The sequence below is a fragment of the Parachryseolinea silvisoli genome (genome assembly GCF_021190955.1).
GTDB classification, from domain to species: domain Bacteria; phylum Bacteroidota; class Bacteroidia; order Cytophagales; family Cyclobacteriaceae; genus Ohtaekwangia; species Ohtaekwangia silvisoli.
Window position 1 is genome coordinate 2,291,456 of the sequence record NZ_JAIOAO010000001.1, and the last position, 13,146, is coordinate 2,304,601.

The 13,146-nt window shown below is 47.4% G+C and carries 13 protein-coding genes; 1 reads left to right on the forward strand and 12 read right to left on the reverse strand.

What is annotated here, in order from left to right; translation table 11 throughout:
• Positions 1–25 precede the first annotated feature (25 nt).
• Positions 26–1,363, forward strand: coding sequence for an NAD(P)-binding protein (locus K7P01_RS09490; RefSeq protein WP_267292210.1), 1,338 nt, complete (start codon positions 26–28; stop codon positions 1,361–1,363).
• 278 nt (positions 1,364–1,641) lie between these two features.
• Here the strand turns inward: K7P01_RS09490 and K7P01_RS09495 are convergent, their stop codons facing one another.
• The 12 genes from K7P01_RS09495 to K7P01_RS09550 form a co-directional block, all read right to left on the reverse strand.
• On the reverse strand, positions 1,642–2,553 hold the full coding sequence (locus K7P01_RS09495; protein ID WP_267292212.1) for a phosphatase PAP2 family protein: 912 nt from the start codon (positions 2,551–2,553) through the stop codon (positions 1,642–1,644).
• A 58-nt stretch (positions 2,554–2,611) separates the two neighbouring features.
• Complete coding sequence (locus K7P01_RS09500; protein ID WP_267292214.1) at positions 2,612–3,157, reverse strand: sigma-70 family RNA polymerase sigma factor; 546 nt, start codon at positions 3,155–3,157, stop codon at positions 2,612–2,614.
• 149 nt (positions 3,158–3,306) lie between these two features.
• Positions 3,307–4,206: a phosphatase PAP2 family protein gene (locus K7P01_RS09505; protein ID WP_267292215.1), complete on the reverse strand. Its 900-nt coding sequence runs from the start codon at positions 4,204–4,206 to the stop codon at positions 3,307–3,309.
• Positions 4,207–4,259: 53 nt separating this feature from the next.
• The gene (gene sigZ, locus K7P01_RS09510) at positions 4,260–4,793 is read right to left on the reverse strand and encodes an RNA polymerase sigma factor SigZ (protein WP_267292217.1); all 534 of its coding nucleotides are present in this window, start codon (positions 4,791–4,793) and stop codon (positions 4,260–4,262) included.
• 61 nt (positions 4,794–4,854) lie between these two features.
• Positions 4,855–5,355, reverse strand: a complete 501-nt coding sequence (locus tag K7P01_RS09515) for a GNAT family N-acetyltransferase (protein WP_267292219.1) — start codon at positions 5,353–5,355, stop codon at positions 4,855–4,857.
• Positions 5,356–5,420: 65 nt separating this feature from the next.
• Positions 5,421–6,470 (reverse strand): ACR3 family arsenite efflux transporter, encoded by a 1,050-nt coding sequence (arsB, locus tag K7P01_RS09520; protein WP_267292221.1) that lies wholly within the window; start codon positions 6,468–6,470, stop codon positions 5,421–5,423.
• The gene (locus K7P01_RS09525) at positions 6,467–7,093 is read right to left on the reverse strand and encodes a low molecular weight phosphatase family protein (RefSeq protein ID WP_267292223.1); all 627 of its coding nucleotides are present in this window, start codon (positions 7,091–7,093) and stop codon (positions 6,467–6,469) included. Before K7P01_RS09525 ends, arsB begins: the two co-directional genes overlap by 4 nt.
• A 46-nt stretch (positions 7,094–7,139) precedes the next feature.
• Complete coding sequence (locus K7P01_RS09530; RefSeq protein ID WP_267292225.1) at positions 7,140–7,469, reverse strand: ArsR/SmtB family transcription factor; 330 nt, start codon at positions 7,467–7,469, stop codon at positions 7,140–7,142.
• A 118-nt stretch (positions 7,470–7,587) separates the two neighbouring features.
• Complete coding sequence (locus K7P01_RS09535) at positions 7,588–9,528, reverse strand: TonB-dependent receptor plug domain-containing protein (protein ID WP_267292227.1); 1,941 nt, start codon at positions 9,526–9,528, stop codon at positions 7,588–7,590.
• Positions 9,529–9,739: 211 nt separating this feature from the next.
• Positions 9,740–9,949: a hypothetical protein gene (locus K7P01_RS09540; RefSeq protein ID WP_267292229.1), complete on the reverse strand. Its 210-nt coding sequence runs from the start codon at positions 9,947–9,949 to the stop codon at positions 9,740–9,742.
• 19 nt (positions 9,950–9,968) lie between these two features.
• Positions 9,969–10,760: a DUF4249 domain-containing protein gene (locus tag K7P01_RS09545; protein ID WP_267292231.1), complete on the reverse strand. Its 792-nt coding sequence runs from the start codon at positions 10,758–10,760 to the stop codon at positions 9,969–9,971.
• Between the two features lie 3 nt (positions 10,761–10,763).
• Positions 10,764–13,085, reverse strand: coding sequence for a TonB-dependent receptor (locus K7P01_RS09550; RefSeq protein ID WP_267292233.1), 2,322 nt, complete (start codon positions 13,083–13,085; stop codon positions 10,764–10,766).
• Between the last annotated feature and the right edge of the window lie 61 nt (positions 13,086–13,146).

Consider the following 13,146-nt stretch of genomic DNA (forward strand, 5'->3'; position numbering starts at 1 on the left):
TTAAGCACGGAACTATATCACGATTATGGAAAAGTCAAATTCACTTCCGGTAGCAGTTATCGGCGCCGGCCCCGTTGGGCTTGCGGCAGCGGCTCACCTTGCAGTCAGGAATCAGCCATTCTTACTCTTTGAAGCCGGCAACACTGTAGCGGCCAATATTCTTACCTGGCAGCACATCCGCGTATTCTCGCCTTGGCGCTATAATATCGACAAGGCCGCAAAACAACTCCTGGCGCAAACCAGCTGGTTGCAACCCCGCGACGAAGGCCTGCCCACGGGCAGAGAACTGTACGAACAGTACTTCAAGCCGCTCTCCGAGCACCCGGCACTCCGCCCGCACCTCCACTTGCAAAGTAAGGTCATTGCCATCGGCCGTGTTGGTCTCGACAAAATGAAAACCTCCGGCCGTGAGCGGCTGCCCTACGCCGTCCAGGTACTTCACAACAACCAGGTCGAGCAGTTCACCGTCAAGGCTGTCATTGATACCTCCGGCACCTGGAGCTCCCCGAACCCCATCGGCTCGGGAGGTACCTTCGCCATCGGCGAGCAAGAAAACAGCAACAGAATCTTCTACGGCATTCCCGACATTCTCAACACGCACGTCGGGCGTTACAAGAACAAAAGCGTACTTGTCGTCGGCAGCGGCCACTCGTCCATCAATGCCGTGCTGGAGCTCGACAAGCTCAAAGAACAATACCCCGACACCCAAATTCACTGGGTGCTGCGGAAGCAAAACATCCACGACGTTTATGGTGGCCAGGAGAAAGATGCCCTCGAGGCACGCGGTGCCCTCGGCATTAAAATCGAGCAGCTCGTCCAACAGAATCGCGTCAGCGTATACACACCCTTCCACATCCTGCAAGTTGTCAATACCGGCACAAACCTTACTGTCGTCGGCCTGCAAACCGAAAACAAGTTTGCACTCCCCGGCATCGATGAGATCATCAGCAACACCGGCTCCCGACCTGATCTCAGTATCCTGCGCGAAGTACGTATCAGCATCGATCCCTCACTCGAATGCGTCACCGAACTGGCAGAGCTCATAGATCCCAACATCCATAGTTGCGGAACGGTCCGGCCACATGGCGAAAAAGAGCTCCGCCATCCCGATCATGATTTTTACATCGCCGGCTCCAAAAGCTATGGCCGCGCGCCCACGTTCCTCATGGCCACAGGCTATGAGCAAGTACGATCCATTGCCGCCGCCATCGACGGCGACCTGGAAGCGGCGCGCAAGGTAGAGCTCGACCTTCCTGAGACAGGAGTCTGCAGCGTAACAGCCGACAAGGTAAAAGCAACTGCATGCTGTGGCACAGCCACAGAGGTGCAGAAAAAACAGGCAGCCACTTCATGCTGCGGGTAACTGACAATATTAATCCAGGACAAATGAACAGACACCTTGAAAACATTCCCGTGCTCCAAAAGGCTAAAACAACAACGCCGAAGACAGAGACACCAGCAGCTTCGTGCTGCGCTCCAAAAGTCGAAAACACAGCGTGCTGTGAGCCGAGCCAAACGCCGGAAGAAAACAACGGCAAATGCTGCGCTCAACCACAAGACGGTTCCGCTTGCTGTGACAAGTAGAGAAATGTAATAGTCGCAAGAGATAAACCTCTTGCGGCTACTACCTACTGCAAAAAGTTATTTCGTTACGGACGGCAAAAGGAATGTCTCTTTCGCTTTCAACAACCATTCCTTTCTCACTTGCTCAAAGTCTTTCCGGAACTTCTCGTTTTCAAACAATTTGTTCACAAACTGCCGGGCCAGTATCCGCGATGATTCCGAATCAGACGGATAATGCACGCCAATGATCTCGCGTGAATGCGCCATATCATACGCATCCTTTACAAAGACGTCCGTAAACTCAGGCGCAAGCTCCTGGTAGATGTAAGCGTTCACGTACGAATTAAACGCGTGTCCGCTCGGGTAAGCTGCCCAATCAGTGTTCTCCAAATTTTTCAACGCCGGCTCTATCACGTATGGCCGTATACGTAAAAATTTATATTTGAATGACCACATAAAGAAGCTCGCATCTTGCCAGACTTTCGCCATCACATCGGCTGTCACAGGCAGGTCCATCGGATTAAACCAGCTACCGATAGAGCGTCCAATAAAAAAAAGGTTACTACGAAAACGTGTATACGTCGAATCTGTCGGTTTAACACGCGGGTTATAATACACGTTCGCCATGTACAGACTTGACTGTACATCCAACGTTGTACGTTGTGACTGCAAGGCCAGCAGGTAATTAATTTCAGCACGCGTCTGTGCAGAACTATTTGCTGGCGGATCTGGAAACCTGAAATCACGTATCGTGACGCCTTCCAGGTAAATAGGTTTCAGGCTTAATCTCCGGGAAGCAATAGCTGAGTCGTACGGAAATTTCTGTTTATCAATTTCTTCACCGGGCGACTTTGGGCTTTTACTAATAACAGATAGCGATTTGTAATGTCCCCTCGCAGGCGTAAGCGCCGTTGTCAATTCCCCCTTTTGCCCCAGGGCAACGGTTCCACAGCATAAACATGCAAAGATGATCAGGTGTATTGTTCTCATGTGACTTTTGAATTTACACCCGTATGACGGCAGCTTGCCTAAAATGATGCAAGCACGTTCAGCATTTCTTACAACATCCACCAGGATGATTATCGCACGCAATGATATTGCCATAGCAATCCGTAGTGATCACGTACATGGCTTCGATTTTATCCCGCAACATCTTTCTTGCACGCTGCACACGCGATCGCGCCCCCGGATATGAAATCTCCAGCCGCTCCGCCAGGTCATATTGTGACAGATCTTCCAGGTCAGCAAGTTCCAGCGCTACCCGGTACTTTTCCGGAAGCCCCTTCATCAATTCCTTCAGACAATTAGCCACACAATCATTGAGATAATTATCGACCTGAGGCCCCTCAAAATGCTGCACATCCACCAACTTTGAACTCTTACGAAAGTAATCAGTAATCGCGTGCCGGGTTATCTGATAAATCCAACCCGAAGCCTTATCTGCTTCCTTAAGTTGATGAGCTTTCGTGTGGACCTTGACAAATACATCCTGGACAATATCTTCAGCCGTCGCTTTGTCCTTCACTTTCGGATACACAAAAGCGATCAGCTCCGAATGAAGTTCGTTCCAGGAAATGGCGGGCGATTCCTGCATACTCAAGTGTTTTGGCTTAACATAACAAAGACGGGCAGCGCCCCAAAATGATGCAAAATTGTTTCGCTTCCGTGAAAATAATGGTTTTTAAGTGGTTTTCCGATCGTATTTCAAGGCGGGGATGGAAAATAGCTTGGTCCACCATTTGCCTATCGAATATACTTTGCCGAAACCGTTTTCCATTCAGCAATCGCTTCCTTCAGGTCCTTCTGAAATGCCTCGTTCTTAAGATAATACTGGAGCATTGCAAATGACACCTCGCGCGATGCCTCGTTGTCACTGGGATAATGGATCCCCATGATCTCCCGCGACCGTCTGATCTCCTCCGCCAACGCAATGAAGTCTTGTCGTTTCTCCGGAACTACTTCACTCCACGTGAATGCCTGAACAAAGGCCCACAACGTGTGGCCACTGGCAAAAGAAGGAGAATTGATTTTTGTAAGCGGCTGAAGCTTTGGCTCCAAGTGATAAGGCCTCGGTCGGAACAATTTGTATTTAATCGTAAACTCCATGATGCGCATATCTTGCATAACACCTTGCAGCAGCCGGGTCATTTTAGGAAAATTCTTTGCATTGATATTCTCACCCATCAGCTCGCTACCTTCAAAAAACAGATTGCGCAAATTCTCTTCATACGAAAGATGAGAAGGCACCATGTTGATGGATGGCCAATAGCCAATATCACCTAAGAATTCAACGCGCTTAATTTGTTCCGGAGTACGCTTGCTTTGCAGCTCGAGCATATAATCCAGTTCCTTCCGCACCTGGTCTGAACTGTTTGCCGGAAATTTCACGCTCTCACTAAGCGTTTTCACTTGCGCATCTGACAAGTAATACGGCTTGACCAACATGTACACAAAGGAAGATCCGTATTCAGCAGGCGGATAGTGAACAGTATCCATCCACGCGCGCTGTGGGTTTGCCACTGCACTAATCGCTTGCAGGGATTTATAGTGATCGGAAACGGGAGCCAGTACACGCTTGGTATTCTGCGCAATAACAAGGTGTATTAAACCCAGAAAGAAAAACAAAAAATATATTTTTTTCATGTCTTGAAGATTTGCTTCCAAGACGACAACGCTCTAAAAAAGACGCAGGTATATTAACAGCAGTTGCTACGATCTTCACAAACTATAGCATTACCGTAAGCATCTGTTTGCACGATAAGTACCTCGTCCATCTTTTCCTTCAGCATCTGTCGCGCGCGTTGCACGCGCGACTTGGCGCCCGAATAAGAGATCCCTAAACGTTCAGCCAATTCTGTCTGCGAAAGATTCTCAATCTCGGTAAGCTGCAAGGCTTCGCGGTACATATCAGGCAGCGTCGGTAGCAGCCGATGAAGGTACCCCGATACACAAGCATTGAAATTGGGCGCGTCGTTTTCCCAATCCAGGTCACCGGCATGAATCGTTTTAGACTCCTTTCTGAAATGATCGATAATCGTATTCTTGGTAATCTGATAGATCCAGCTCGTAATCTTTTCTGTGTCCTGGAGCTGTCCAATCTTCCCCTGAACTTTCAGGAACACATCGTGAAGAATGTCCTCCGCAATTGTCTTATCCTTGACTCTCTTCTGAACAAAGCCTTTCAACTCGTTCTGAAAGAAGCTCAAATTTGCGTTTGCTAATGGTGCCATAGAAATGAAATACAATTCTAATTACGTAGCGATGACGAAACCTGTTTAAAAAAGACGCAGATTAAAGGCAGATAATTTTACTTCTTCGCTCAAAGAGTACGGTATTCCGCCATTTTCCGTCTAATTGAGCTATTTTTTCCCGAAAACCTATCTGTCGGAAACCGGCCGTCGTATGCAGGCGAATGCTCGCCTCATTCTCTTCAAAAATCGAAGCATACAACGTCCAAATACCGCTCTTTTCGCTTTCTGCTACCAGGTGCTGCATCAACTTGGTTCCCAGGCCCTTCCCACCGTGGTCCGGGTGCACATACACCGTCACCTCCATCACCCCCTCGTAGGCCTTCCGAACAGATGTCGGCTGCAACCCCGCCCAACCAACAACCTCACCTTGTTGCTCAATGACCCAAAACCAGCGGGCCGGAAATTTCTTGCTCCACGCCTCAAAATCCGGCACCTCTGTTTCAAAAGTAGCATTGCGTGTAAGCAGCCCAAGGCGATATATCTCGCGAACGGCATTCCAATGCGCTGGCTCAAAGGCCAGAATTTTAAAACCTGAAATCATATCTAAAAACCAGTAATCTTATTTTGTAGTGCCCTCCAATAACGGCCCGTACCTGTTCTCCGCCATCACGATGTCGTTTTCGACGCGTACAATTTATCCCGAAACCAAAAAGCCAGGTTCACCAGCAAGATCAACGCCGGCACCTCGATCAGCGGCCCAATAACCCCCGCAAACGCCTGGCCGGAGTTAATACCGTATACACCCACCGCCACCGCTATGGCCAGCTCAAAATTATTACCCGTTGCTGTAAAAGACACCGAGGCGTTTTCTGCATAGCTCGCGCCCAGCCGCTTTGACAACAAAAAGCTCAACACAAACATCACGATGAAATAGATCACCAGCGGCACGGCTATTCGCAGCACGTCGAGCGGTATATCCACGATCATCTTGCCCTTGAAGCTGAACATCACCACAATGGTAAACAGCAACGCAATCAGTGTCAGCGGACTGATCTTCGGTATCACATGCTGCACATACCACGCCTCACCCTTTGCTCTCTTAAAGAAGTAACGTGTCAGAAAGCCAGCTATAAACGGCACGCCCAGGTACAAAAAAACACTCTCCGCCACATCGCTCATGCTCACGTCTACCACCGACCCCGCTATACCGAATCGCGGAGGCAGCACAGTAATAAACAGCCAGGCAAACACACTGTAAAAGATCACCTGAAAGATACTATTCAACGCCACCAGCCCCGCCGCATATTCTTTATCACCCTTCGCCAGGTCATTCCACACCAGCACCATCGCAATACAGCGCGCCAGCCCGATCAGGATCAATCCCACCATATACTCCGGCTTGTCGCTCAAAAACACCAGCGACAACACAAACATCAGCACCGGGCCTATCACCCAATTCAGCACCAGCGACAGGCTAATCACCTTTACATTCCTAAACACCTTTCCCAAATGCTCATACCGCACTTTCGCCAGCGGCGGATACATCATTACAATCAGCCCCGCCGCTATCAATACATTCGTCGTTCCCACCTGAAAGGCGCCCATCAGCTGCTCCACCGGCAGAAAGTTTCCCAGTGCCACGCCAATCGCCATCGCTATGAAGATCCACAGCGTCAGATATCGATCCAGAAAGCTAAGTTGTTTTTTATTGCTCATGACTTTTTCACTTGTGAGAACGCAAATAAAATTTCCCGCCCAATCTCCCGTACGCGCTCCGCGTACTTAGCAGTTTCAAGTGCCGTCCCATCAAAGGCCTTCGGATCGTCATACCGCAACGCTATACGCGCTGACGAGCCCAGCACCAGCGGGCAGTTCTCGTCAGCATGAGAACAAGTCATCACCGCCGCAAAGTCCTGGTTATGGTTAAACGGATCGCCATACGTTTTCGAGAAAGCAATAACCGGCGGTGCCTCATCAGCAAACCTGACCTCATATATTGGATTTTCTCCATCCTTCTGTGTCACGATCTTAAAGCCAGCATCCTGCATCGCCTTTACTGCACGTGGATTAAAAGCCGTTGCCTCCGTGCCGCCCGAATAACAAGACACATTCTGTATACCGTAATAGTACGCAGCCGCCTGAGCCCAAAGTTGTGACAGATGGCTTCTGCGGGAGTTGTGCGTACAGATGAAATTCAGGTATACCGGCAACTTTGCGTTTACTCTTTCCTGCACAAATTGCGTCAGCTCATTAATCACTGGCCTACGCGCGGCAGGTATCTCGCTAAATTCCGCAGTAAGCTGCGATACAGTCTTCGATAAGTCGGTATGGAGGTTCATATTGTATTATTGTAATATTACGTTACGACTAAGCAAAAAAAATGACTCAGCAGCAGTCATTCTTTTTTACATACTTGGAAAACATATTGATAAATATATCCCTCGCCTCTTCCCATACTTTTTCATCGATACAGTAGTTCACCTTCGGTCCCTCGACCTCGCCTTTGATGATCCCGATCTGCTTCAGCTCCTTTAGGTGCTGTGTGATCGTCGATTGCGAAAGCGGTAGTACGTCCACAAGGTCGTTACAGATACAAGTCTCGTTCGCCAGTATATATTCCAGGATCGCCACCCGTGCCGGGTGATCGAAAGCCTTCGCCAGTGTTGCTACCCTGTTCTGGCGCTTCTTAAATAAGTCAGACTTGGTTATTCCCATATCGTTATAACGCAATATTACGTTACTTACTCCAAATTGCCAAATTGTATCTGAATGATACTTAAACACAGGCCAAGTTTAGGGCCTATGTTTAAGCATCTCTTTTGTGCCCCGATCATCAGAATTTCACTATCGCAGACGCATATATTGCTCTGCCGGATTTGCCTGGCAGAGAATACACCATCCTGGACGCAACATCGGGAATGTTGATCTTTTCATCCAGCAGGTTCGTACCGTAGACGCTAAGAATTATTTCTTCCTGCATATCCAATGCGAAGATCTTGGGGATGCTCAGGTTTACGTTTGCCGATAAGGTGTTGTAACTTTTGGTTTCGCCGTTATGCCCCGGCAGTGCATCCTGACCAGTAAACGAATGAAACTTCGATACATACATGTTATACAGCCCTAGTGAAAGCCCCCGGCGATTTTGAAACCCGACGCCAAGCTTAGCAACATGGTTCGGCATTAACGACGCATGTTCTGTAACCGCACCGTTGTCGGCCACCAGCTTATTGGTCTGGTAGGCATAAGAGCCGTTTGCATACACACTGGCATTGGGAACATATTTACCCTCCAGCTCAAAACCATGGGCTTCGTTACGGCCTGCATTGACAAATTTTCCATTTAAGCGAGTGATGTTATCCTCCTTACGATTGTCAAAATAGGTGGCCGCCAGCTCCAGTTTTGTTCTGGAATAGAACACCTGCACATCGAGGTTTTTCAGAATTTCCGGATTCAGGTTCGGATTGCCCTCGATTACGGCTGATTTAATATTGGTTTCAATGGCGTATGCAGCACGGAATGCCTGCCCATACAGAACTTTCGTACCCAGGTTTTTCGTAAAGTTGTAGATGGCGCCCACACGGGGGACAAGGTTTACATCGACTCCTTGAATTTTATTCACCTGGAATCCGCCAATCAATTTTAAAGGTGCAACAGGACGATAATCTGCCTGCACATAACCGTTGTACCATCCTTTGTTATACTTCGGCACTGATCCTACAAGCTCACCGGTTTGCTTATAACCTGATGCGCCAAACACTATATTCCATTTGTCTGTCGGACGAATGAAGTTGGACACTTCCAGGATGATATCATCACTGTTGCCGCTGGCCACCGCCGGCCCTATTAATTTCAGGTCAAAGCTGTTCAACGTGGCATTTACTTTTGTCGTGACCTTTTCGGAAAATTTCAATTCATACCCGATATCGGTCGACACTCTTCGCGAAAAGGTTGTTTTGTTAGGCATATTAAACCAAATCGGACTGCCAAACCCGAAAATTGTCTGCGTGCTCTCGGTAATCAGACTGTTGATCGTTAACCCCTTGTAGCCCACCCGAACGGCAAGACCATTGTTTTTTTCCTCATAATTGGCAGTATCTTTTGCGCCCATGGCATCGGTAGCCTTGAAGCTCCATCCCTTTTCTTCAAAATTTTTGTAACCGATCATAACATTGACGCCGCCTTTATCAATATTCACAGAGCCGTCGACACTGGCGCCACCAAATGAACCCAAATACGTGCTCACCTTGTTTTGGTCGCCACCTTTTTTCAGGATGATATTCACAACGCCCGAAAATGCATTGGACCCATACAGCACTGAGCCTGGCCCACGAATAACCTCTATTCTTTCAATAGCGGTTACCGGTATACCGAGGAGCACCGCGTAGTCTATCCCGCCATAGATACTCTCGCGGTTGGGCCGACCGTTGATCAAAAGCAATGTATGGTTGTTACTTTCTCCGGAAAGATCGCCTCGAAACGAAACGATGTTTTGGGGATTCGAGTTCGTACTCACGTTTACTACACCTGTCACCCGTTCCAGGATCTCAGCCAGACTTAACCCTCCGAACTGCTCAATCTCGCGCGCCGAAATGGTCGAGATAATGCCGGGCGCATCCGAAGCCTTCTCGGCGACCTTCGACGCCGTCACAATGTTCATGTTCATAAGCTCTTCGAGCGAGAGCGAATAAAGCGTATCAAGAGACATTTCTTCCTGCGCAAATCCCACCAGATAACACTGCAGTATCAAACAGCTTGCGAGCAAAATTCTTTTCATATTCAGCGATTACATTTTTTTGGATACCTTCCAAATTTTGGTCCGCCAAATAATTATGCGTTCTCAACCGTTTAAAGCAACAAAAGCACGCGCTGTATGTCCAATTTGGGAGATCAATTTCCAAGCGATAGAACTGTTGTTTTATAACTGACTACGTAAAGCAGATAATCACCACCTGAGGAAAGGATTAACTGTCATCGCGACACCACGCCTATAGCATGCACTGACAGTTAAAACCCATTTCATTCAATTTGTCCTGCAGCGCGTCTGAATCAATTCCCTGGCAGACAATGCGCAACACATGATCACAGTCATCCAGGTCGATCGTCCATTTTTTTATGCCGGAAGTACCTTCCAGCAAAGCACGCAGTCTTTCCAGATCCGACTTTTGTATGTTCGTAGTGAAAAGAAATATATCCATCCTAAATACTTCGGGTCATTTAGGGAATCGTAACACTTTTCACTTCGACAGTATGCGCGGAAAACACGCCCAATGACCCGTTCGAAATATTACCCGGCGGATTACTGGGAGTGGTGCCACCACCAGGTCCACTATCGCCCATTAATGCCAACGTTGTATAAAACATTGCTACATTCGCATCTACGCATTGCATCGTTAGGGTGATCAAATCGCCGGGCTTTAACTTCAGATCATCGTCATTTACTTCCAGCCGGATGGTATTTACAAGACCATTTCGTAATTCATCATTTTGAACGAGATGCTGATTTTCGAGCTTATCATTTGCCGATAACACGAACCTGTAATTATTGCCTTTTACAGCCGGGTCTTTGTACACCGGTATCAGCTGATATTCTATATCGCCACCAATCGTAACTTCACCGACTTTAATAGAATCGAATGGAACATGCGGAGGCATGGTGCTTTGCGCCGTGTAGGACTGGCCTTCCGCTTCCACAAGTAGTGTGTATGTCCTGCCTTCTACTCCCTGCAGTGTGTTGGTCGCGTACACGCCACTTCCTTGACGAGTGAGGGTTTCGCTGTTCCCAAAATCGTCGCGAACAACAACTACAGCATTGTCGATTGCAGGATAGGTTCCCGATTCTGACAAACCAATGGATTTCGATATTTTCACGAAATATGGACCGGGTTCATTGGTGATATTACCTTCGATCACGACCCGGGACTGATTACCCTTGTAATCCAACTCTATTACCTTCTCGCAACTTGTAAAAAGTAAGGCGGCGGATAGTATGCTGATGACATCTCTCATGATTTATTCTCTAAAATTAAAGTTATACGTTACACTGGGCACCCAACGAAAGAGTGAGCTTTGTACAGCATCTATTTTTTGTGGATTCTTCTTATTCTCTTCGAAACTTATGCTGTAAGGATTTTGGCGCCCATAAACATTGTACAGACCAAAGCTCCATGAGCTTTGATATTTTCTTCTCGCCGGCCTTTCATAGGTAACGCTAAGATCCAGTCGATGTGTGGCCGGCATGCGATCTGCATTGCGCCCTCCATACTGGTACATCGTCATGCCGTTCAACACATATTTGCCGGTGGGAAATGTAACGGCATTCCCCGTGGTGTATATAAATGTACCCGATAGTGTCCATTGGGGCTTAAGCTCGTAAACCGCGACGATTGATACGTCGTGGGTTCGGTCTTGTTTGGCATTGTACCACTGACCGTCGTTGATTCCATTGATCTTTCTTTCCGTTTTGGAAAGGGTGTAGCCGATCCATCCTGTGAGTTTTCCTTCCTTCTTCTTCCACAAAATCTCCAGGCCATAGGCCCGGCCCTTACCAAACAGCAATTCGCTTTCTATATCGGGAACAGTATTAATGTCTGTTCCATCTTTGAAGTCTATTTGGTTTTTCATCGATTTGTAATAGGTCTCCGCGTTTAGCTCATAAGCATTGTCCTTAAAGTTCTTACTGAATCCTAAGCTCACCTGGTCGGCCACCTCCGGTTTTATGTTGTAGCTATTGCCGATCCATTGGTCTGTTGGACTGCCACCGGTAGAATTACTCATGAGATGAAGATTTTGCGTATTACGGGCATATCCCATTTTCAAGCTTGCAGTACGATTCACGATAAAATTCATGGATAGTCGAGGTTCCCAATTGTAATAGGTCTTGCCGACTTCCCCGTCGTCCAAGGTTATAGTTTCGACAGACCGATTATCCCGGTAAATATGGTATGTATCGCCGCCCAAAATATTGTAAAATGAAAACCGTACGCCATAGTCGAGGTTGATTCTGTCCGAAGCCTCATACGAATTGCTCACATACACCGCATTTTCCAGCGCCTTGCGTCCTTTCTTATCGCGTACAATATCCGTCCCCTCCGCCTTTGTGGGGGTAATGGTATGGTGTATCACATTAAAGCCAAAGTGCAGGGTGTTTTTAGAATTTGGGTAGAGCGAAAAATCCTGTTTCAAGTTCAGGTCCCTGATATTGGAGTTATAGTTCACTTCGTTACCATCACTCTTGAAGCTCACATTAAAATCATAGTCACTGTAAATGAACGAAGTATTGGAAAACAACTTGCTACTCACCAAACTATTCCACCGCAACGTACCTGTAGAGTTGCCCCACTTACTCCCCAGAAAATTGGATACAGCGAGTACATCTTTTCCAAAATAACCCGAGAAGAATAGCTTATTCTTACTATTGATTTGCAGGTTTCCTTTGGCGTTCAAGTCATAGAAGTATAATTGAATTCCCTTAAAATCAGATGAGAGCCGCGCAAAAAGGTCCGCATACGTGCGCCTGCCTGAAATTATAAACGATGATTTCTCCTTTTGAATAGGCCCTTCCACCGTCAATCGGCTGCTTATTAACCCAATGCCGCCACTCACCCGATAGCTATTATTATTCCCTTCCCGCATTTTTACATCCAACACAGAAGAGAGACGGCCACCAAACTGTGCCGGGCTATTGCCTTTAATAATGGTGGCATCTTTAATGGCATCGCTATTGAACGTGCTGAAAATGCCCAGCATGTGCGACGCATTGTATACGGGCGCCTCGTCTAATAATATAAGGTTCTGATCGGTAGCGCCACCTCTTACCGAAAACCCGTTACTCCCTTCACCATTCGACTTCACGCCGGGCAACAGCTGGATGGTTTTCACTAAATCCTTTTCACCAAACACCACTGGAATCTTTGCGGCCGTTTGAATATCCAGCACTTCCGTCCCCATAGTTGCTGTGGTCAGGTTCTCATCGTTTCTTTTGGAACTTATTACTACCTCCTCCAACAAGACCTCGTCAGAAAGATCGATATTTATCATAACGTTTGAGTTCAACTCAACGGGGATCAGTTCCTGTTTGTATCCAACATACGACACGAGTAATGTGTAACTGCCTTGCGGCAGTGACAACGAATAAAAGCCGTAGGTATTGGCAATGACGCCAACACCAGGCTTCTCAACCACGACCACACTTGCCCCTATGAGTGTCTCGCCGGACGATTTCTGCTTAACCGTGCCGCTGACGGTATATTTCGATTGCGCTAACAATAGCGTCGTGCTGCCTAAAAGAATAAGAAGCTCTATTATCGCGATTATTACAATTTTCCTATACATAATCTTGAATTAGAATAATGGATGTGCATGATGATCATGACACAAAGGTGGGATCAAAAGA

Bases quoted from the DNA above. Each gene is read 5' to 3' on its own strand.
- K7P01_RS09490 (WP_267292210.1), top strand. From the start codon at position 26: ATGGAAAAGTCAAATTCACTTCCGGTAGCAGTTATCGGCGCCGGCCCC.
- sigZ (WP_267292217.1), bottom strand. From the start codon at position 4,793: ATGGCACCATTAGCAAACGCAAATTTGAGCTTCTTTCAGAACGAGTTG.
- K7P01_RS09525 (WP_267292223.1), bottom strand. From the start codon at position 7,093: ATGAACCTCCATACCGACTTATCGAAGACTGTATCGCAGCTTACTGCG.
- K7P01_RS09505 (WP_267292215.1), bottom strand. From the start codon at position 4,206: ATGAAAAAAATATATTTTTTGTTTTTCTTTCTGGGTTTAATACACCTT.
- K7P01_RS09545 (WP_267292231.1), bottom strand. From the start codon at position 10,760: ATGAGAGATGTCATCAGCATACTATCCGCCGCCTTACTTTTTACAAGT.
- arsB (WP_267292221.1), bottom strand. From the start codon at position 6,470: ATGAGCAATAAAAAACAACTTAGCTTTCTGGATCGATATCTGACGCTG.
- K7P01_RS09530 (WP_267292225.1), bottom strand. From the start codon at position 7,469: ATGGGAATAACCAAGTCTGACTTATTTAAGAAGCGCCAGAACAGGGTA.
- K7P01_RS09535 (WP_267292227.1), bottom strand. From the start codon at position 9,528: ATGAAAAGAATTTTGCTCGCAAGCTGTTTGATACTGCAGTGTTATCTG.
- K7P01_RS09550 (WP_267292233.1), bottom strand. From the start codon at position 13,085: ATGTATAGGAAAATTGTAATAATCGCGATAATAGAGCTTCTTATTCTT.
- K7P01_RS09540 (WP_267292229.1), bottom strand. From the start codon at position 9,949: ATGGATATATTTCTTTTCACTACGAACATACAAAAGTCGGATCTGGAA.
- K7P01_RS09495 (WP_267292212.1), bottom strand. From the start codon at position 2,553: ATGAGAACAATACACCTGATCATCTTTGCATGTTTATGCTGTGGAACC.
- K7P01_RS09515 (WP_267292219.1), bottom strand. From the start codon at position 5,355: ATGATTTCAGGTTTTAAAATTCTGGCCTTTGAGCCAGCGCATTGGAAT.
- K7P01_RS09500 (WP_267292214.1), bottom strand. From the start codon at position 3,157: ATGCAGGAATCGCCCGCCATTTCCTGGAACGAACTTCATTCGGAGCTG.